Source organism: Albibacillus kandeliae (genome assembly GCF_003116585.1).
GTDB classification, from domain to species: Bacteria; Pseudomonadota; Alphaproteobacteria; order Rhodobacterales; family Rhodobacteraceae; genus Albibacillus; species Albibacillus kandeliae.
Genome location: NZ_QEHM01000001.1, coordinates 731911 through 749993, shown reverse-complemented (window position 1 = coordinate 749993; position 18083 = coordinate 731911). Strand labels below are relative to the sequence as shown.

Genomic DNA, 18083 nt, shown 5'->3' with positions numbered 1-18083 from the left:
TTCAGTCGAACCGATCCGGGGCGCACACGGGGATAGCTCTGTTTCAAAAGATGACCTTTCTGGAGCCGGGAGCGCTGCTCGTCTGCCCGAGCTGGCGCTCAAGCGAGCGAATGTAGCGACGAAGCTCAGGCATGCTGGCTCGCGAATACTCAGTCTCGCCGTCCTCATACTTGATCTTCACGAGCTGCCCCCCGATCGCGAGTTTGTGGAGTGCCCCTCGGGCTTCCTCGAGCTGAGCTTCGAGCGTTGCCGTATCAGTCGCCATTGTTGTTCAAGATCTCCAAGAGGCCACCCCGCCTCGGGGTCTCCTCGGTTTCCCTCGCCGGCACTGTCACCGGGACATCAGCATCAAACAGATCGGGCTGAGGGTCATCTGGCTCCCCTCCCCGCTCATCCTCGAGCGCAGCCCATTGCTCCGCAGTCAGCGCGGTCCAGCCTTTCCGGCGCGCGGCTGCCTCAGAATAGTTCATGGTGTCGAGGGCTTCGTTCCGTCGCGTTGGCTCGACCAGCTCCCAGGAGCTCGTCACCGCGCCAGACCGCGCCCGCTTCAGAACACGAACCTCTGAAACCACCTGCCGGAAGTATTCATCACCGAGGCCTCTCGCGAAGTGGCAGTAGCCGCGATGCACCGGGTCCTCTTTGTCCAGCCAGCTGTAGAAGTCGGCTTTCAGCTGGCTGACGTTCAGCATGAACGCCCGCTTCTGGCTCTTCTTGGCCTTGCCGTCCTTTCGCCGCTCGAACTTCTGCGGCACCATCACCGGGCCCGTCGAAGTGCTGGCACCTTTTACGATGATGACGCGCGACCACGGCCAGCGCTTGGCGAATGCCCAAACGTCCTCGGTGTAAGTCCCCCCGTCGATCGCCATCATGTCGAGCGGGAGACGGACGCCTCTCTCGGTCCGCCAGGTCGTCTTCAGAAGCGCGTCGAGTGCTTCGCGACCCTCTTCGTCCCCGATGTGATGAGGGATGACGACATAGTCGACCACCCATCGCCGATAGTTCTCACCATAGGCCACCACCTGGACTTCAATGCGGTCGCCCTGACAGTCCACGCCAGCGGTCAGAATGATCCCGCGTGCCGGCACGATGCTTCTCGGCCGGCCCTCTTCCTCGGGCGCATTCTCCACTCGGTCGCGCAGCGCTTCCCAGTCAGGACCTTTGCTCGCCTGCTCGTACGGGAGCCCCAAGACATCGTTGAAGAACGTCTGCTCGGTCTCTGCCTCGACCTTCTCCGTCAACGCGGCTTCTGTTTGTCCGCTCGCCTTCGCCGTGTTCCAACCCATCGCCCTGGCGTAGTCCAGCGCGATCGATGCCCAATCCCGTTGCGGTGCATAGGCACGCCACAGATGGAACCCGGGATGATCGCCGTTCGGGTTCTGGGGCACCCACCTGCCCAGGGAAACGATCGTTTCCTTGTCTGCGTGGGTGATGATCCCTCCGCATGCCTCGCAATTGAAGCACGCCGCATGCAACCGCTCCGGATCGAGGTTCTTCCGAAAGTTCTCCCAGGTCAGGGGCGCCATATTCCCGCAGTGGGGGCAAGGCACGTGGTACAGGCGCTGGTCGCTGCGGTCGTAAGCCCGGGACACCCTGCAGGCCCCGAGGATCTGCGGGGTCGATACCCGCAGAAGCTTTGCATCTTCGAACCCGGATGCCCGGCTTTCTGCCATCGCCTCCGGGTCGCCCTTGGGCGTCATCTCGAACTTCGACACGTCATCCATGACGACAAGTCGACGGGACGTGCCGGCAAGATCATCCGGCGAACCCGCGCTGGTGATCTTCAACGATCCGTTTCGCGCCAGCGTTTCCTGGTTGAACTTGGCGTCCTTATTGTCGCCGCGGCCCTCACCGAAGATCTTCCGAAGGCTCGGAGCCTGCCGGCGCATCGGCAGCCACTTATTGTCGACCCATTCTGTCGCCGAGCTGCTGGTTGGGTGAACCACCAGGCTATCCAGAGGACCGAACTCGTGCCAAGCGCCAACGACCGGATTTACGATCGAGACTGTCTTACCCCATTGGGCCGAGCCACGGATCGTGACTTCGCGGGACGGGTCCTCCGGCGACAACACCTCGTGTATCTCGCGCAGGAAGGGGAAACGCCCGATCCGGAACGGCCCTGGCATCGGGGACCGCTCGTCAAAGACAATGTTCTCCTCGCACCACCGCGTGATATCCGGCTTCGGCGGCGGAGCCATCGCCTCGGCGATTGCCAAAGCGATGACTTGCCCCGCCGGGGCGAGAAAGCCCATTAAAAATCTGCCTCCTGCTCTTCCGAGGTCATTTCCGCCTGGTCAGCTTCCTCTTGAAGTTTCACCAGTCGATCACCTCGGTGCTCGCGCCATGTCTCGATAAGCACTTGCCTGACAGTGCGGTAGTCGACCCCCAGGCGATCTGCGACCTTTCGGGCCCCATCGCGCAGCACTGTCTCGAACTCCGCCACTTCCTGCCCGATCTGGCGCGCAACTTGCCGATGCACCTCGGATGCGAGGACCAACGTGCCCTCATCTTGGGCGTTTGCCCGGCGAAGTTTCCGCGCCTCCTCTTCGACCTTCTGGATCCGGGCGAGCTCGTATCGATCCGGGTCACGTGGCTGGAGCTCCCCGCTGTCGCGGAGAGGCAAGTTATCCTCCCCGTCGCTCGAGCTTTCCTCGATCTGGCGAACCCGTCGCTTGGTCTCGGCCCCGTTGCCCAGCTGCTGCCCCGGGTCCAGGCGATGGTTGAGAGCTTTCGCGCAGGCGGTCAAATCGAACCGCCGCGACCGCCCCTCACCAACAAAGCACCCGTTCAGCACCCCACTTGAAACCAGTTGGCTGATCCGCCCCTTCGACAAGGATAGCTCGGAAGCCAGCTGAGTTGCTGTCAGCCTTGCCATCCGCTCTGCGTCTCCAAGTTTAGGTTTAGCGCCAAGTTTAGTCTCGTAGTTTAGGCTTTTCAGTTGGTTTAGCGGCGTTGAGCACCCGCGCTTCGCCGCACCGTATACAGCCCAAACCCCAGGAAGGACCCGTGCCCCCCGGGGGGCCTGCCTATCCCCCTCCGCCCGACGCCTCCGACCGACAGGCCGCCCCCTCCCCATCAGGAAGGCGGGCGCATCGCCCAACCCGCTGGCCCGACAGCGGGGGCGATCCTCAAGGCACGTGCGCAATCGCGACCCTGCGAGGGACAGCAGGCATCACGATCCGGGCGGCTCTCAGGTATTGGTTGCCGGGGCGGGACTTGAACCCGCGACCTCAAGGTTATGAGCCTTGCGAGCTACCGACTGCTCCACCCGGACACGAAAAGCGCCCGGTCGGTTTCCCGCCGGGCGCAAATCAGTTGTTGGCTCTTTGTAAACAGTCTCACTTTCTCAGGTCAACAGGCTTTTGATCCAGCCATCCACCAGAGAGCCACGAGACCGCCCAGCTTAACCCCAGTCGACCGGCGCAGGGTTGATGCCACAGGTCTCCAAACGAGTAGTGAGCGCAAGGATCTTGCCCTTGGTGGCAGCGATCTCCCCCTCGAGATCCTCTCCGGAAAGGCTGGCCATCGGTACACCAAGCAGGAACACCCCGACAGCGTCCCCCGCGACGGCGCTCTTCTGCTTCGACACCAGTGCCGGAACCTTTGCCGCTTCAGCATTGTAGAGCGACGAAGCCCGGCTGCAGGAAACGCCGCTGTATGCATCCCCGACTGACACCGCGGCTATCTCGCCGGGTTGCTTTGCGCATGCCGCAGCGGCGAGAACCATTAAACCCGCACCAATTAATCTGAGTTTCATTAATTTTCCCTTCCCTCCAGGCAATTATTGGCCTGCGGAATATTTCTTAGACGAAACCCAGTGCCACATTAAAGAACATTCTCGCTATCGATTGCTCTTCCAAGGCGTCTGGCGCGGCATCTCATCGGTTACCGAGAACGACGAAAGGCCACCATAAACCCGAAATGTCTCGCGCAATTCCAGAAGTGCTCCCCACCATTGGAGATATGCGCGGCGCGCACTGCCAATCTGCTGAGCATCATTTCGGTAAGTAACCGGGCACACTCGCCGATCATATTCACGCTCCCGGCCCCGGTAGCTGTATTTGCCAATGCCAAGCGAAGTGGTCTTGGCATATAGCTTTCCCTGCTTCACTTGGGCCGCCCAGGACACGGGAACGCAGGCCAGCGTCGCCCCTGGCATCCAATCCGGTTCGGCACCGATCCTCGCCAGCTCGGCAATCCGCAGTGCCATCTGCCGACCGCCGTGGCCCTCAGGAAGCGCAGCAACCGCAGAGGCAACGATGTCTGCGTCCGGATGCGGATCGGACCGACCGCCGCCGTCAATCTGGCACCCGAGGATACCCCGGCGCATTAGGATGTATTCCGTCCCCACCTCACGCATCGTGACGCCGGAGCTCTCCCGGATCTCATCGAATTCAATCCGGGCGCACTCTGTGCGGAACGCCCACTCAAGCAACTCCCGAATCCCGACCGGCGTTGCCGGTGCCGCGCCACGAGCTGGCCGAACGCTGCGCGCCATCATCATGCAGCGTCCTCCTGCCCACGAGCCTGAATGCCCTCATCGACCATGCGGCTGAGGCGATCCGAGAGCTCTTCGTACCAATCCAGCCACTGCACATCGTCGACCATGAGTGACCGTCCATCGGCCCGCTTTTCGCGAAGCACGGTGGCCTTGTGCTCATACTCAGCCCCGCGATCGGCAACCCTTTTCTTGTCCATCGCGGACATCGGCGGGCGCTTCTTTTGCTCCCAGAAACGGTATTCCGCGACCAAGCGGCCATCCTTGAGCGCAGCTTCACCGGCGCGGGACCGAAACCAGCTCAGCAGCTCCGGGACCGCCTCGAGGGGACGCGGATGCACAAACTCGCCAAAAGCCAGAACCGTGGCGACGGGTGGCCAGAAATTCCGCGATGCACCCTCGCCTTTGGTCACGAGGCACGCTCGCATCCGCTCCAGTTCGACGTCGGACATGTGGCTCAGGGAGTCGGCGATACGATCGAGGTCACGAGCACACTTGGCCTCGTCGCTGCCCCTCTTGAAGCGAAACCCGTCATCCGTCAGCGGCTGGATCAACAATCTGCGCACCCGGTCCCGCTTGGTTTCTTCACTGCTCATCCGTGCCTCCGGTTCTCGAGCCGGCCATGGATCGCAGGAGATGCCCCAGCCCAGCTCCATCGAGCTCAGCTAGTGACACCCCGTGACAGGCGATCATGCAGGCGGCGGTTTCTTGGTTGATGGAGTTCACCGGAACGGGTTTGCCATCCCGGATTTTTGGTGCGAGAAGTTGAGCCCATCGACGCGCCGCTTCCGTGAAGTTTTTTTCTTCACCATCGGCCTCGCTCGCGCCTTCATGGTTCTTATATGGTTTATCCTTATTATAGGGGGAAGCAATTTTGCCCCCTTTTTCAAGCAAATTTGCCCCCTTTTGAGGGTCGCTAAAAGGCTGCATTTCTGCACCCTTTTGGGGGGGCATTTTTGCCCCCTTTTCCGACCCCCTAAAATGCTGCATTTCTGCACCCTTTTCCGCGTCAACATCGCGCCTTCTGAGGTGGACGATTTTGGCGCGAGTCGCGAACCCGTAGCCGCTCTTGTGACCACGTCCCCGGCCCGTCGAGCGGACCAACCACCCACCGTCGACGAGGGCCGCGACAGCCCTCTTGATCGTGTCCAGAGACACCCCGACCACGGCCGCAACCTGGGCGTAGGACGGGTCACAACGGAGCGTCTTGACGTTGGTGAAGTCCATCGCCAGCACGTGCGCTACGAGCCGCGCCTGTGTGGACAGGCTGGTGTCACGGCGCACGCTTTCAAGCCAGCCCCATCGCTGATAGGACCACTCTGCCGCCTCGATAAGCCTCGTCTCTTCCGGTTCGATGAGCTCAAACCTTTTGGGCGCTCTGGCGCTCATTCCCTGCCTCCAGCGCCGCCTGCACGACGCGCTTGCATATGGTTTTGGGGGCCGTTGCCCGGCCCGCCTCGTATGGAAAGTTCGTCATGACCCGGAGATCCTTTTCCCCTGCCACAAGGTCGAGAACCGCGAGAAAGGGCCCGTAGGCCGCCTCAGACCTGGGAGAGACCTCAACCACGTCGATGATGGGCCCATCGCGGGCGGACAGGACCAGCCGGAGACAATCCAGCATGACGAGCTCGAAATTCAGATCGAGCGCCCTCCGGCCCGTCATGCCGCCGCCCTCACCTTGTGCCATCGCGCCTGAACGGTGCGGATCGGGAGGCCCCACTTGTCAGCAAGGCTCGAAATCGCCGCAAAGCCGCCGCCGCTGTCACGAAGCTCGGCATCACGGGCCTCGGACCAATGGTCGGGCCGCGCAGGAGGCTCTGGGGCCACCCTTGCCGCCTCTCCGGCGCTCCTCTTCACATAGGTGGGCACCTTGATGGGAACCGCCTCGGAGATCGCGGCAGGCGGCTCCGGGTCCGGCAGAGCGGGTTGAGACACCCCGCTCGGCATGAACGCACTCAACTGCCTACGCATCGCCTCAATCGCCAGCCGATAGCCCGAGAGATTGGCAAGGCTTGGCTCTTCGCGGAGCGTCCCAGCGGTGGAGACGATATCTACGAGGTCGAGCTCCGAGACGAAAGCAACCAGGTCGACCTCGTCAGCAGCAGGATTGTCGCTCAGCGCCGCGAACCACGCCTTGAGCACCGTCTCCCGATAGAGGTCGATGCGATCAGCCTGCACGGAACTGGTGATCGCGCGCAGCCCACGGGTCACCAATTCCCCCTTGCCAGCCTTGACGTAGTTCCGGATCAGACCGATCGAGTAGATATCGCGCGCCTTCCGAAGCTTCGCGGAGCAGTTGTAGGTCATCAGCCGACACCCGCCTGCCTCAACGACCCGGTAACTGGCGCAGGCCCAAGGTGCGCCTGAAGTCAGGCCAGCCTTGAACAAGTGGAACAAGCTCACGGCCGTGCGCTGGCTGTTGATAGCCGCAAACGCCGCCGCTTGCGCCTCGATCGGAACCTGAACGATCATCGCCGGCACCGTGTAGTGCCCCGCAAGCGCCGCCGCATGGACGCGGTGCTGACCATCGATCAAGGCGTATTGACCATCCTCCATCGGAGCGATCATCACAGGGGTGAACCGCGACCAGGAGAAGCGCATTGCGATCTGCCGGATGACCTTCCAGTTATTGGTGCCCAATGGCCGCTGGTAGGTGTCGTCGATCACCATGGAACCAATCGCCACCCATCGGAGCTCCGGAGAGGGTCCCGGGTCGATGCTGGCGACAGGAGTGGCCATCGAGATGTCTATTTCGCGCAAGGGCATGCAGCAGTCCTCCGATGTAGTCGGTGATGAGTGCTATTGGACGGCTCGCGGCACAGCAGGCGACGCGGTGCACTTGCTTCGCCCCCCCGCCGTTGGCATTCCTCAGCTGCGGTGATGCGATCCATCAACCAACACCCTCGAGACATGCGCCGACATTCAACAGGTCAGGTGCAGATGGCTTCCAGAAGCGCTCAGGCAAAGCGGGGTAGTCGCCGGGCCGGGTAAGTTTCTTGCGACAAGGCGCGATGCGCTGAAGCCTGGGGAACTCGAGACGATCCTTGAAGAAGACCATCCAGCAGTAGCTGGTGGCCGAAGTCGGCTTCGCCATCTTGCGCCTCTTCTCGTTCCAGATCGGAACATCCGGATCGAGAAGGACCCCGCGCCACATCACGACGCGCTCCACAAACGGCATGAAGATGTCCTCGGGGCGATCGCGGAATAGCCCCTCGTATCGCTCGCCCCCCTCGACGAAGGCTGTTCTTACGAGGACGGCGACGCCGACGCGGGCGTAACGGAGCGCCTGCAGGATGAACTGCTGCGCAAGACGGAACGGCGGGTTGGTGATCACCCAATCGACGTCGGGCGCATCGGCGTCCCAGTCGATCAGGAAGTCGGCCACACCATCCTGCGCCGAGTAGCCATAGTCAGCGACGTCTGTCGCGTGGACCAGGTCGAAGTATTCGCCGAGTGGCTTCGCCATGTAACCGCGGTTACAGGCCGGTTCCCAGACGTGTTGAAGATCGAGCGGCCTCCCCTCGGCCTTCAGCTGCTCGCACAACGCTCGCGTAGCCCACGGCGGAGTCGGAAAGTCGTCGACGCTGTCCGGAGCTTCGCTCCGCTGCTGCATGACGGCCGATGACCTATTCGCCCCCATCAAATCGCCCAATCCGCGATCCGGGCGATCCATGACGCGCCGAGGGCGATCCAGAGACCTGTCACCACGCCAGCAAGCCAGAAGAGCGAGAAAACACAACGTAAGCAGGCCCGCTCCCTCGGGGTAGCCCGATCATCGAAAGCGATGTCGAAAAGGGGGCGCGGGACATGCCCGCGCCCAGTTTCAACAGGGAGGTCGAGGTCGGGGGCGTCTTTTGGCGCGCTGTGCGCCCCCGATTTCACAAGACCCGAGGCATGGGCGTTGGAGATAAGCCCCGGAGCGCGCCCGATTCGTTCAACCAATCGGCGGTAGGTTTGCGGCGATGGCCGCACCACATTCATTCTTGTACCCCGAATAAGGGCACAAATCCCAGCGTTACCAGCAAGGTATCCCACAAGATTATGAGGTTATCCCCAAAATAGGGGGTTCCAGCGTTAACGCGGCGTAAATTATATTTGCGAGGCCGGATCAGCGCCTTGGTGGATTCCACCCTGCTGACCCGGCCAGTGAACCCACGGCACTGTGAACCGTGATCCGAAGCGGCCGGGAGATATCTCACCCCCTCCCATGCCGCACATGCCAGGAAAGGAGATTTTCCATGGCAATGACGAAGCACCCGATTGCGGGTGTAACCCTGAACGATATAGCGGTTCGCCAAAAGCCGGCGCGCCACCCGCGACACTAGGGATGCAAGCGCGTGGATAGTCAGGCGATTGCGACCTTCATCGCGGCAGGGACCGGTATAGTCAGCGCCGGGCTCCTGACGTGGCAAACCATAATTCTTTGGCGCAACACCAAGAGAGCCCCTCCCCATTTCGAGATCTCCCGAACAAGGTTGGCCGGGCACACTGGCTGGGAGCGAGTAACGATTACCGTCCGGAACACACAAACCACCGAAGTAAGGCTTGAGGGTGTCGCGCTGAAATCTCCAAAACGTGGATCGATCATCCTGGAAAGAGACACTTTGATCCCGGACAACCACGGCGGAAAAAAGGTTCCAGAGGCGCTGCCAATCGACCGCACCGCCAGAAGCGTGAAAATCGGACTGACTGCAGCACCTTCGGGCACCCCGAAATCCACTTTCACTTGGGGCGATACTGCCTACACCACAATTCTGGGGTATGAATTGTCGCCGAAACCGATCACCATCGCCTTGCACTGGCGCTGGTGCGATCACCAGAATTCGTTGCGCACCAGCAAGTACACCACGACCAGCAGACTGAATGACTGAGTGCCCACCGCGATGACATCCAAAGTCAATTGCAGGTCCATTTTGAGTGCTCCCTACCAGTGACGACTTATGATTAAGGCGAGCAACGCGATGCTCAGCACAGCCGACGAAACCGACCGCGCGACCATCCAGAACTCTGGATCGAACATTGAAGGCCTCCAGTAGTTGAACGTCTCGCGGCCCGATCGCCGCTGCAGGGAAATGGCGGGAACCAGGGCACGCATTCATGCCTTGCCCTCCGGCTCAGAAAGCCCGATCGGACCAAGCGCCTCCCTCAGCCAGATTTTGGCGTTCTGCGCTTCGCGAGCCGTAAGCTCAAGATCACCGGCCCGAAGCGCCGCCTCGGAGTTCACCACTGCCCGCCCTGCCCAAGACAGCTTGAGGCGTATGGCATGGCGATCTACCCCGCCGGGGACTAGACAGTGCCCCCGGCGGAATTCACCATCCGAGCGCAACCAACCGATGGAGAATCTGCATGCGGACCAGAACCTACGGAAAGTATATCGTTTCCGATCAGGGCCTACCGAACAGTGGGGACGTGGGTCATATACTTGGCTCCCGACTGCTATATGACCATGAAGGCAATCCTTCCCATGTCGAGCTGCAGTACATGAGCCAGAACCAAGAAGCCCACCAACTGCGGATGGGTTTTCTGGATGCGATGTTTCTGCTGTCGAACCTGAAAGCGATGCAGCTCGATACAGGCACACCCTTTCCGGACGATCCACGCAGCCAGTCGACCCAAAGCTGAGGTGCCTACCGAGGCCAGCCTTCACCGCTCGCATCAGGCTGCCCCCTTCTCGCAACGGAGATGCGCCCGGGCCTGCACCAACGAAGTGATGGCCTCGTCGATCTCGCGCTCAGCAGCCTCGATATCGCGCACACTCAGCGTATCGGACGCGTGGATCGCCGCAGCCTGCGCTTCTCCGCATTCCTTTGCGACCAAGCTGCAGCGCTTAGCCAGGCTGACAACGTCAGCGCCGGGCTGCACGGGCTGGAAGACGCCGCCGGCCAAGTCGCAGAACAACTCTGCGAGCGGGACCGCGCAAAGCGGGTCCATCTTCGCGAGCCGCACCAGGTAGTTGACGCCAATCCCGCCGGGTCGGTTTTCATTGACCTCAGTCCCGTAGGACACCGTCGAGTTGGCGAGGTCGAGCAGCTCTGCGACTGCCTCAACCCCGCCGCCCGCCCGATAGCACTTCGCCACCGCGTCCTGAATTGTTCCCGCCTTCGTTGCCCTCATGTGAAGCTCCTCACGCGCATTTCGCTTGAGCAAAGCGACGCTGGGCCGCATGCTGCGAGCATGTTTTCAAAGAGTGATATTTCAGCCAGAGGGCGCCGCATCATGCGGCGTCCTCGTTTGCAGAGGATCGAAAATTGAAAGCCTCGAGCGGACAGTCCAAGCCAGACGCATCACAGAGCGCCTTGACTTCCATGTACCAGCTCGCTGGGAAGGCCCCCTCGCGGAGAGCATTGGTAATCGAGGCTTTTCCAACCCCCAGACGATCGGCGAGCTCTTTCCGCCCCACACCGTCACAGATGGCTTTTACCGGATTAGACTGGTCGATATGTTCCATGCTGCCCACCTGTAGTACACAATAAATGTACTTGCAAGGCAGAGTAACGATGTACGTTCACAATTCGTGTACTGTCGGGCAATCATACCCCATGGACGCGACCAGCAAGAGATCGATCGCAATGACCGGTGACGCGAGCAAACACGCTTGCGGTGCCCGCCTCACAGCGGCCAGAAAGGCTATTCACCTCAGCCAAGAGCAGCTCGGTGAAAAAATCGGCATCTCGAAAGCAGCGATTAGCAATGTTGAGAAAGGACGCTCCTACCCGGGGCACAACCTTCTATTGTACTTACATCGTGAACATCGCATCGACTTCAACTTCATGATGCACGGTGACTACGCTCAGCTTCCTTCTGACGTTCAAGCTTCTCTTTTTGAAGCTTTTGCTGACGGCGAGTTCCCAGCGGATCAAAGACCCAGTTGAGATTTACTCCGCATTTCCGCAAAATCGAAGCGACCATAAAAACCAACCCACGCACTTAACCTCTCCCTAAATCCCGCAAGTACTTAACAACCTTACAATTAGACCAGCGCCAACTGGCGCGGGTCAAACACGCTTTGCACCAAGGATGAATCGCCAACCACCACCCCAGGACACCGCGATTCAGCGCCGAAGCTCACACTTGGCGCAGCAAAAGTACATCAATTATTTACTAAACCGTTTGACAGTACATTTTTGATGTACTACCTGTGAACCCCATCGCTCACCCGATGGAGGCACACATGACCGTCATCCCTTTCCCGATCCGCCCCACGGCGACCGCCAACCGGCGCGAAACCCCGCAGTGGATGCGACCCGAGGCGATAGCCGCTCGGAGCGCCCGCATTGAGGCTCGCGCGGCCCAGCTCGGCCGCAAAGGCCCTTCGCCCTTGATCTGCAAAGGGGCTGCGAAGTGACTTCCCCCCCGATCACCATCACCCTGCGCCAGGTCGCAAAGCACCACCTCGCGCAAGGTGAGCTTACCGCCAGCCTGAAGCTCTGCGCCGCGCGCCGTGCTTTCCTGCGGGGCGACGATGAAGCCGGCGCCGAGCATCTCGACGACTATCACCGCCACACCGGCAAGCTGATCGCAGTCCGACTGGAGGCCGCAGCGTGATCTCGCTCGCGACAATGGGCTGGCTGGTGATCGCCCTCAGCGTCGCGACCTTGCTGGCGCTGATGGTTGAGCTGCTGCGCCACACGATCTGCTACCTTCACGGGCTGGCCATCCCGGCAATGCCGATGGCCTGCCTCTACCTGACACGCGCGACCGTGATCTGCTTGCCAGTCGCGCTGTGGGTGCTGGGCTGACCAACCGCACCCAATCCGACCGGGCCCGCTCCGACGCTGCCACTCACGGAAACTACTCCATCAGCGGAGCGGGCCGGGACCAGGTCAACGAAACATAGGAACGTGCAGCATGGTGCTGCACTCCCCCGCCGCTGGGCACGTTGCTCATTCTCCCGGGCTGGGGCGGCGGGGGCATCAATCCAGGACACCACCATGAACCAGCACATCGAACTCGCGGCCGACGATACGGTGCACCCGCTCAGCAAGCTCTACCTGCACCCGATCAACCCGCGCCAGAACGGCGATCCCGAAGACACCAAGGCGATGGCCGCCTCGATCGCGATCAACGGTCTGATCCAGAACCTCGCCGGCTACGAGGACCCGGAGCGCCCGGGCGAGATCGGCATCGTTGCCGGCGGCCGCCGCCTGCGTGGTCTGCAGCACCTGGCGAAGAACGGCAGCGGCACGCTCGACAGCAAGGAACCCGACTTTGCGTTCATCCCGGTCAAAGTGACCTCCGATCCGATGGTGGCCCGGGCATGGGCTGGCGCCGAGGCCGCAACCCAGAAGCCCCTGCACCCGGCCGACGAGATCGCGGCCTATGCCGCCATGGCCCAGCAGGGCAACACCCCCGATATGATTTCCCGTGCCTTCGCGCAGACAGAGGCCCATGTGCGCAAGCGCCTGAAGCTTGCCGACCTCATCCCGGAGGCCCTCGCCGCGCTGCGCGCGAACCAGATCAGCCTTGACGTCGCGCGGGCGCTGACCATCGCCGCCGATCCAGAGGCGCAGCTGTGCGTCCTCACCACGGCCCGCGCTGGGAATTGGAACTCCGGCCGTGTCCGGCAAGCCCTGACGCCGGACACGATCCGCAGCGACGATCGCAAGGTGCGCTACATCGGGCTGACCCACTACCAGGCGGAAGGCGGCACGCTCTCGGCCGACCTCTTCGAGGAATGTTCCTACCTTCACGACAGCGCCCTGGTCGACCGCATCTTCAATGAGAAGATGCTGACCGAGGCGTCAAAGCTCCGGAAGTCTCAGGGCTGGGCATGGGTCAAGACAGCTCGCGAGACGTGGTTGAGCGGGAACGATGTCGCAGGCCTTCAGCAGATCTACCCGACCAAAAATGACCTGCCAGACGGAGACGAAACCCGCCTCGAGGAGCTCGAGGACAAGGAAGCCCACTTCGACATCTCGGATACCGAGCGCGATGAACTGTCCGCCCTGCGCGCTCGAGCTGCTGGTGACTATACCGACGAAGACCGCGAGAAAGGCGGCATCTTCGTAATTGTCGACCGCGCCGGCAAGCTGGTCATCGAGGGAGCATACCGTGACGCAAAGCGCCCAGAGACCCCGGAGGATGACACCGGCGGTCGGGTCAGCAGCGCGCCGGCCAAGCCCGACCTGACCGAAGCCGGACGTCTGGACCTGCAGGCAGTCAAACTGCTCGCACTGCAGACCGCTATGGTCGACAAGTCCGAGTTGGTCCTCGACCTCTTCGCCTGGCAGCTTCAACGGGCGGCGCCGACCTACGCCAGCCCGTTTCAGATCACGCTCACCGACCAGACCATTGCGTCTTCAGTTGAGGACGGTTGGCAGATCGACAGCCGGTTGAGCAACGGCAGCAACAAGACAGATTTCGACTACCGCAAGGAAGGCAGTCAGGCAGAGAGCTTCAAGGCATTCCAGGACGCTGGCAAGAAGCACCGCAATGCTGTCCTCACCCGGCACCTGGTTCGCGCTCTCAGCGGCCCGCAGGGAGACCACCGGCTGGACCTCTATCAGTTGCTTGTAGAAGCGACCGGCGCCAGCGTCCGGAAGGTCTGGACCCCCGATGGGCCCACCTATTTCAGCCGCCTGAAGACGGATGCGCTCGACCGCATCTGGGCGGAGCTACTCGACATCGAGGCGGACAGCGACCAGCTCCGCGATTTCAGCGCACTGAAGAAGGGCGACAAGGTGAAGGGGCTCGAGAAGCTGTTCACCGATGCCGCCACCCGCGAGGCTCTGGGCCTCTCGCGCGACGCCGCCGCCGCGATCGACAGATGGCTGCCGACCGAGCTGCGGCAGGCGAACTGAGGGGCAGCGAGGACCATGGTAGCCTTCACAAGAGTTCCATTCGTCAGCGGCGCCGGCGCTGAAGCCCTCGCGGAGCTGCGTGTAGGTCATGTGCCGGCACCCACTGGCGACGCACCCATCACGCTGCTCGCCCGAGTTCCAAGCGACGAGTGCGGCTGTCCTGAAGAACTCTGGCGCATAGAGGGCTTCGACCTGCTGTTTCACTTCGAAGCGGACGGACGCAGCGAAGTGTTCATCTTCGCCGGCGACTGGGAACAGGAAACCACCTTGGAAGCACGGTCGCTCGATGACCTGCGGGCCAAGGCATTTCAATGGTTCGCGGACATCATGGACACCGCGGACGCCAATTAGCCCGAACAGGAGGCAGTCATGGCCGACACTGATGATCCAGAGAAGGCCTACGGTGAAATGGCAGTGAGATGCGTCCTAGCAGACGGTCATTGGCGGCATCTGCCTTGGCCCGCATACGAAACAACCGCACGCATGATGGCCGAGCGAGGCGACCTCGAGGCCGCAGAAAGCATCGGGCGAGCGGTCTATCGATTGAAACTCTAACCGCTGGAGAAGCGACATGGACAACAATGACGTTCAGGCGTTGACCTTTAAGATCAAGGGCATGGTAGAGGACACTGCTGAGTTTTCCGAGGAATTCGCGAAGCTGTCAGAGGAGCAGCTCGAGGAGTTGGCGGACAAGCAGGCCAAGATCGCTGCCGAAGCGGAGTACAAGCAGCATGCAGCCGAAACGGAGATTAGACTGCGCTCTCTGCGAGCGGCGATCACCAATCCTACCTGATGGGGTGTCCTGTATGAGACCGTTCACGCCAGAGACACTCGCCGACCGCTGGGGCGTCAGTGCGACCACCATCCGCAATCAGTGCGCCGCTGGAGAAATTCCCCACTTCCGCCTCGGTAGGCTATACCGAATCCCGGCAAATGCAGTCGAGGAGATAGAAAAATGCCAGATCTCACCATCGGTAGGCTCAGGGGAGGCTTCTGCGTCTCCTGGTACGACGGGGGCAAGCGGAGGCGCCATAAGCTTGCGTCACGCACCCGAAAGGAAGCGGAGGCAGAGGCTCTAGACGTCTATCGGCACGAGACCATCATCCCAGACGAGGGTTGCACTGTCGAGCGCATCTGGGCCGAGTACATAGCTTCGCTGGGCGACAAGCCAGCAGCAGCGACGCTGCGATACACTGGGAAGGCCATCCTGCCGCACTTCGGCAAGTTGCGACCTGACCAGATCGAAATCCATCACTGCCGCTCCTATGCCGAGTTGCGGGAACGCCAGGGCAAGTCGCAGGGCACCGTCCATACCGAACTCGGACATCTCCGCTCCGCCATGAAGTACGGCGAGCGCACCAAGATGACCGACCGGGCCCCGCATATATGGCGGCCGGAGAAGCCGGCGCCGAAAGAGCGGTTCCTGACACGCGAGGAGATTTGGCGCCTGCTGACCTCCTGCGGCAGCCCGCACATCGAGCTCGCCGTCACGCTCCTGCTTGGCACGGCCGGCCGCGTGGGCGCCATTCTGGATCTTGAATGGCATCGCGTCGACTTCGAACGATCGCAGATCAACCTGCGCCTGGATGACTCCAAGACGCGCAAGGGCCGCGCCGTGGTGCCGATGAACGGCATGACACGGGCCGCTCTGCAGACCGCCCGTGACGCGGCGCTTAGCGACTACGTGGTGGAGTACGGAGGTGAGCGGGTGAAATCGATCCGAACGGGCTTCTACTCGGCCTGTGAGCGAGCAAAGCTCGAGGACGTCACCATCCACACCCTGCGCCACACTTCGGCAGTCCACATGGCGGAGGCGGGCGTGCCGATCTCGAAGATCAGCCAGTACCTGGGTCACTCGAATACCCAGACAACCGAGCGCGTCTATGCGCGCTATGCCCCGTCCCACATGCAGGACGCGGCCGATGTTTTGAACTTCACCGAGGCACGAATCCGGCTCGGCTAGGTTCAATGAACCGCCAAGCACTTCGCAAATCGGCCTAAATTGAAACCAAAAGCGTTTTAGATTAATGGGTTAGATGGTGGGTGATAAGAGATTTGAACTCCTGACATCTTCGATGTGAACGAAGCGCTCTACCACTGAGCTAATCACCCGTGAGGCGGGGTATTACCGTCACTCTCCGGGCTATGCAAGGGGTCCGGGGGCAAAGTTCTTGTCTTTCTCGTCGTTTTGCCGCCTTCACTCCAATATGGCCGCGCGGAGGGTCCGGGCGGATCGAGAGGGTCGCAGCGAGCGCTTGACCTCAACCATACTTGAGCTCTTAGGCTGCGAATCTCACCAAGGATCGAAAGACACCGCATGACCACCGACGCCCTGCCCGCCCGCGCGCTGCTCGCGCCTCAATATCGCGGCGCCACCCTTACCGTTTCTGCCGGCATTGCGATGCATGCCTTCAACGATCTCTCCATCGCCGCATCCATTCCCATCGCCTACGAGGACCTCGGGCGGCTCTGGCTGATGCCCTGGGCCTATGCGCTGTTCTACATCGGGGTGATCGCGGGCGGGCTGATCTCGGCCCGGCTCCGCGGTCGCTTCGGCGCCAGGACCACAGCGCTTGCCGGTGCCTCCTGCTTCCTCTTCGGTGTGCTGCTCTGCTGCCTTGCGCCTACCGCCGAGGTCTTTGCCTTCGGCCGCGCGCTTCAGGGCATCTCGGACGGGGTGATCGTGGCGCTGTGCTACGGGTTGATCCCGACCCTCTTTCCCAAGGGACTTGTCTCGCGGGTGTTTTCGGCCGAGGCGACGGTCTGGGCCATCGCGGCCGTGCTGGGCCCCCTCGCCGGCGGCTACGCCACCGAGCACCTCGGGTGGCGCGCCGCGATGCTGGTCTGCCTGCCGCTGGCACTGGTGTTCCTCGCGACCGTGCCGCGCAGCCTGCCGCGCGAACGGGGGCACGTGGGGCCCGGGGCGACCGCCTCGCTGGCGCCCGCGGCGCTCTGCCTGCTGGGCGCGGTGTTCCTCGCCGGTCCGTCCGCCCTGCCCGACCGTCCGCTCGCCGCGCTGGGGCTTCCGCTGGGCCTCGCCCTTGTCACCTGGGCGCTGGTCAGCGACTCGCGCCGGGCCGACCGGTTCTTTCCGCCCAACGCCTTTGGACGCGGCACCGTGGGGCGCGGAACATGGGTGCTGCTGCTGATGCCCGTGGCACAAAGCGTGTCTTCGGTGTTCCTGGCCGCTGCCATCGGCCACACCTGGTCCCTCTCGCCGGTCTGGATCGGCTGGATCGTCGTCGCGATGGCGCTGAGCTGGAGCTTTTCCGCCATGTGGGTGGGCGGGCTGTCTGCCACCCTGCGCTGGCGTGTCCTGCGCTTCGGCCCGTTGGCGCAGGTTCTTGGCGCACTGCTCATCGCCTACGGTCTTACGCAAGGCTTTCTGCCCGTGGTCGTCCTCGGCCACAGCCTGTCGGGGCTCGCCTTCGGCATGGTCTGGGGCCCCTGCAACCAGGCCATCATGGAAGCCACATCGCAGGAGGAGGCCGCGCGCACCAGTTCCTTCATGCCGACCGTGCACACGGCAGGCTACGCCGTCGGCGCCGGTCTCGGCGGCTGGGTCGCGGGGGTCTCCGGCCTGTTCCCGGCCCTCCGGGCCGGTGACGCCAGCGGCCCGATCTGGACGCTCTGGGGTGCCGCTGCCCTCGTCGCTCTGCTGGCGCTCTGCGCGACCCTCGGCCTCCGGCCCGACCGCACAGCTGGGACCGCCGACCTCGCGGCGCCGGACGCGGCCATGTAGAAACGAAGAAGGGCGGCCACTTGGGCCGCCCTTGTCGTTATATCTG

General features: G+C 62.3%; 24 protein-coding genes and 2 tRNA genes. 12 read left to right on the top strand and 14 right to left on the bottom strand.

Annotated features, from left to right (window positions below; all coding sequences use genetic code 11):
* Window positions 1-43: 43 nt before the first annotated feature.
* From DDT93_RS03525 to DDT93_RS03475, 11 genes are all read right to left on the bottom strand, one after another.
* On the bottom strand, window positions 44-265 hold the full coding sequence (locus DDT93_RS03525; protein ID WP_109464397.1) for a phage head-tail joining protein: 222 nt from the start codon (window positions 263-265) through the stop codon (window positions 44-46).
* Window positions 255-2249: a phage terminase large subunit family protein gene (locus DDT93_RS03520; RefSeq protein ID WP_109464396.1), complete on the bottom strand. Its 1995-nt coding sequence runs from the start codon at window positions 2247-2249 to the stop codon at window positions 255-257. The genes DDT93_RS03525 and DDT93_RS03520 overlap by 11 nt, the downstream gene beginning before the upstream one ends.
* A complete protein-coding gene (locus DDT93_RS03515) occupies window positions 2249-2872 on the bottom strand; it encodes a hypothetical protein (RefSeq protein WP_109464395.1) in 624 nt (207 codons plus the stop codon). The genes DDT93_RS03520 and DDT93_RS03515 overlap by 1 nt, the downstream gene beginning before the upstream one ends.
* Before the next feature lie 323 nt (window positions 2873-3195).
* A tRNA-Met gene (locus DDT93_RS03510) sits at window positions 3196-3272 on the bottom strand.
* 128 nt (window positions 3273-3400) lie between these two features.
* Window positions 3401-3754, bottom strand: a complete 354-nt coding sequence (locus DDT93_RS03505) for a hypothetical protein (RefSeq protein WP_109464394.1) — start codon at window positions 3752-3754, stop codon at window positions 3401-3403.
* A gap of 84 nt (window positions 3755-3838) precedes the next feature.
* Window positions 3839-4501, bottom strand: coding sequence for a hypothetical protein (locus DDT93_RS03500; protein WP_109464393.1), 663 nt, complete (start codon window positions 4499-4501; stop codon window positions 3839-3841).
* Complete coding sequence (locus tag DDT93_RS03495; protein ID WP_109464392.1) at window positions 4498-5091, bottom strand: hypothetical protein; 594 nt, start codon at window positions 5089-5091, stop codon at window positions 4498-4500. The genes DDT93_RS03500 and DDT93_RS03495 overlap by 4 nt, the downstream gene beginning before the upstream one ends.
* Window positions 5081-5884, bottom strand: a complete 804-nt coding sequence (locus tag DDT93_RS03490) for a helix-turn-helix domain-containing protein (RefSeq protein WP_109464391.1) — start codon at window positions 5882-5884, stop codon at window positions 5081-5083. The genes DDT93_RS03495 and DDT93_RS03490 overlap by 11 nt, the downstream gene beginning before the upstream one ends.
* Window positions 5856-6158 carry a hypothetical protein gene (locus DDT93_RS03485; protein WP_109464390.1) on the bottom strand — a complete coding sequence of 101 codons (303 nt, stop codon included), beginning with the start codon at window positions 6156-6158 and terminating at the stop codon, window positions 5856-5858. The genes DDT93_RS03490 and DDT93_RS03485 overlap by 29 nt, the downstream gene beginning before the upstream one ends.
* A complete protein-coding gene (locus tag DDT93_RS03480) occupies window positions 6155-7261 on the bottom strand; it encodes a ParB/Srx family N-terminal domain-containing protein (protein ID WP_109464389.1) in 1107 nt (368 codons plus the stop codon). Before DDT93_RS03480 ends, DDT93_RS03485 begins: the two co-directional genes overlap by 4 nt.
* A 124-nt stretch (window positions 7262-7385) precedes the next feature.
* A complete protein-coding gene (locus DDT93_RS03475; protein WP_198654756.1) occupies window positions 7386-8108 on the bottom strand; it encodes a class I SAM-dependent methyltransferase in 723 nt (240 codons plus the stop codon).
* A gap of 724 nt (window positions 8109-8832) precedes the next feature.
* Here DDT93_RS03475 and DDT93_RS26390 point away from each other — a divergent pair.
* Both DDT93_RS26390 and DDT93_RS26385 read left to right on the top strand, forming a co-directional pair.
* Window positions 8833-9366, top strand: coding sequence for a hypothetical protein (locus DDT93_RS26390; protein ID WP_157960091.1), 534 nt, complete (start codon window positions 8833-8835; stop codon window positions 9364-9366).
* Window positions 9367-9841: 475 nt separating this feature from the next.
* On the top strand, window positions 9842-10117 hold the full coding sequence (locus DDT93_RS26385) for a hypothetical protein (protein ID WP_157960090.1): 276 nt from the start codon (window positions 9842-9844) through the stop codon (window positions 10115-10117).
* Between the two features lie 33 nt (window positions 10118-10150).
* Here the strand turns inward: DDT93_RS26385 and DDT93_RS03470 are convergent, their stop codons facing one another.
* Complete coding sequence (locus tag DDT93_RS03470; RefSeq protein ID WP_109464388.1) at window positions 10151-10609, bottom strand: hypothetical protein; 459 nt, start codon at window positions 10607-10609, stop codon at window positions 10151-10153.
* 100 nt (window positions 10610-10709) lie between these two features.
* Window positions 10710-10943, bottom strand: a complete 234-nt coding sequence (locus DDT93_RS03465; RefSeq protein ID WP_109464387.1) for a helix-turn-helix domain-containing protein — start codon at window positions 10941-10943, stop codon at window positions 10710-10712.
* Between the two features lie 121 nt (window positions 10944-11064).
* Between DDT93_RS03465 and DDT93_RS03460 the strand changes: the two genes are divergently transcribed.
* From DDT93_RS03460 to DDT93_RS03425, 9 genes are all read left to right on the top strand, one after another.
* Window positions 11065-11367 (top strand): helix-turn-helix domain-containing protein, encoded by a 303-nt coding sequence (locus DDT93_RS03460; protein WP_109464386.1) that lies wholly within the window; start codon window positions 11065-11067, stop codon window positions 11365-11367.
* 469 nt (window positions 11368-11836) lie between these two features.
* Window positions 11837-12040, top strand: a complete 204-nt coding sequence (locus DDT93_RS03455) for a hypothetical protein (protein ID WP_109464385.1) — start codon at window positions 11837-11839, stop codon at window positions 12038-12040.
* A complete protein-coding gene (locus DDT93_RS03450; RefSeq protein ID WP_109464384.1) occupies window positions 12037-12234 on the top strand; it encodes a hypothetical protein in 198 nt (65 codons plus the stop codon). The genes DDT93_RS03455 and DDT93_RS03450 overlap by 4 nt, the downstream gene beginning before the upstream one ends.
* A gap of 192 nt (window positions 12235-12426) precedes the next feature.
* Window positions 12427-14295, top strand: coding sequence for a ParB/RepB/Spo0J family partition protein (locus DDT93_RS03445; RefSeq protein WP_109464383.1), 1869 nt, complete (start codon window positions 12427-12429; stop codon window positions 14293-14295).
* 15 nt (window positions 14296-14310) lie between these two features.
* Entirely contained in the window at window positions 14311-14646 is a 336-nt protein-coding gene (locus tag DDT93_RS03440) for a hypothetical protein (protein WP_157960089.1), read from the top strand.
* A gap of 18 nt (window positions 14647-14664) precedes the next feature.
* Window positions 14665-14850, top strand: coding sequence for a hypothetical protein (locus tag DDT93_RS03435; RefSeq protein ID WP_109464381.1), 186 nt, complete (start codon window positions 14665-14667; stop codon window positions 14848-14850).
* Window positions 14851-14866: 16 nt separating this feature from the next.
* A complete protein-coding gene (locus DDT93_RS26380) occupies window positions 14867-15088 on the top strand; it encodes a hypothetical protein (protein WP_157960088.1) in 222 nt (73 codons plus the stop codon).
* On the top strand, window positions 15027-15374 hold the full coding sequence (locus DDT93_RS27145; RefSeq protein ID WP_109464380.1) for a helix-turn-helix domain-containing protein: 348 nt from the start codon (window positions 15027-15029) through the stop codon (window positions 15372-15374). The genes DDT93_RS26380 and DDT93_RS27145 overlap by 62 nt, the downstream gene beginning before the upstream one ends.
* A complete protein-coding gene (locus tag DDT93_RS03425) occupies window positions 15266-16258 on the top strand; it encodes a tyrosine-type recombinase/integrase (protein ID WP_408607910.1) in 993 nt (330 codons plus the stop codon). The genes DDT93_RS27145 and DDT93_RS03425 overlap by 109 nt, the downstream gene beginning before the upstream one ends.
* A gap of 74 nt (window positions 16259-16332) precedes the next feature.
* Here the strand turns inward: DDT93_RS03425 and DDT93_RS03420 are convergent.
* A tRNA-Val gene (locus tag DDT93_RS03420) sits at window positions 16333-16407 on the bottom strand.
* A 205-nt stretch (window positions 16408-16612) separates the two neighbouring features.
* Here DDT93_RS03420 and DDT93_RS03415 point away from each other — a divergent pair.
* Window positions 16613-18037: an MFS transporter gene (locus DDT93_RS03415; RefSeq protein WP_109464378.1), complete on the top strand. Its 1425-nt coding sequence runs from the start codon at window positions 16613-16615 to the stop codon at window positions 18035-18037.
* Window positions 18038-18083: the final 46 nt, after the last annotated feature.

Bases quoted from the DNA above. Each gene is read 5' to 3' on its own strand.
- DDT93_RS03525 (WP_109464397.1), bottom strand. From the start codon at position 265: ATGGCGACTGATACGGCAACGCTCGAAGCTCAGCTCGAGGAAGCCCGA.
- DDT93_RS03520 (WP_109464396.1), bottom strand. From the start codon at position 2,249: ATGGGCTTTCTCGCCCCGGCGGGGCAAGTCATCGCTTTGGCAATCGCC.
- DDT93_RS03515 (WP_109464395.1), bottom strand. From the start codon at position 2,872: ATGGCAAGGCTGACAGCAACTCAGCTGGCTTCCGAGCTATCCTTGTCG.
- DDT93_RS03505 (WP_109464394.1), bottom strand. From the start codon at position 3,754: ATGAAACTCAGATTAATTGGTGCGGGTTTAATGGTTCTCGCCGCTGCG.
- DDT93_RS03500 (WP_109464393.1), bottom strand. From the start codon at position 4,501: ATGATGATGGCGCGCAGCGTTCGGCCAGCTCGTGGCGCGGCACCGGCA.
- DDT93_RS03495 (WP_109464392.1), bottom strand. From the start codon at position 5,091: ATGAGCAGTGAAGAAACCAAGCGGGACCGGGTGCGCAGATTGTTGATC.
- DDT93_RS03490 (WP_109464391.1), bottom strand. From the start codon at position 5,884: ATGAGCGCCAGAGCGCCCAAAAGGTTTGAGCTCATCGAACCGGAAGAG.
- DDT93_RS03485 (WP_109464390.1), bottom strand. From the start codon at position 6,158: ATGACGGGCCGGAGGGCGCTCGATCTGAATTTCGAGCTCGTCATGCTG.
- DDT93_RS03480 (WP_109464389.1), bottom strand. From the start codon at position 7,261: ATGCCCTTGCGCGAAATAGACATCTCGATGGCCACTCCTGTCGCCAGC.
- DDT93_RS03475 (WP_198654756.1), bottom strand. From the start codon at position 8,108: ATGCAGCAGCGGAGCGAAGCTCCGGACAGCGTCGACGACTTTCCGACT.
- DDT93_RS26385 (WP_157960090.1), top strand. From the start codon at position 9,842: ATGCGGACCAGAACCTACGGAAAGTATATCGTTTCCGATCAGGGCCTA.
- DDT93_RS03470 (WP_109464388.1), bottom strand. From the start codon at position 10,609: ATGAGGGCAACGAAGGCGGGAACAATTCAGGACGCGGTGGCGAAGTGC.
- DDT93_RS03465 (WP_109464387.1), bottom strand. From the start codon at position 10,943: ATGGAACATATCGACCAGTCTAATCCGGTAAAAGCCATCTGTGACGGT.
- DDT93_RS03460 (WP_109464386.1), top strand. From the start codon at position 11,065: ATGACCGGTGACGCGAGCAAACACGCTTGCGGTGCCCGCCTCACAGCG.
- DDT93_RS03445 (WP_109464383.1), top strand. From the start codon at position 12,427: ATGAACCAGCACATCGAACTCGCGGCCGACGATACGGTGCACCCGCTC.
- DDT93_RS03440 (WP_157960089.1), top strand. From the start codon at position 14,311: ATGGTAGCCTTCACAAGAGTTCCATTCGTCAGCGGCGCCGGCGCTGAA.
- DDT93_RS03435 (WP_109464381.1), top strand. From the start codon at position 14,665: ATGGCCGACACTGATGATCCAGAGAAGGCCTACGGTGAAATGGCAGTG.
- DDT93_RS26380 (WP_157960088.1), top strand. From the start codon at position 14,867: ATGGACAACAATGACGTTCAGGCGTTGACCTTTAAGATCAAGGGCATG.
- DDT93_RS27145 (WP_109464380.1), top strand. From the start codon at position 15,027: ATGCAGCCGAAACGGAGATTAGACTGCGCTCTCTGCGAGCGGCGATCA.
- DDT93_RS03415 (WP_109464378.1), top strand. From the start codon at position 16,613: ATGACCACCGACGCCCTGCCCGCCCGCGCGCTGCTCGCGCCTCAATAT.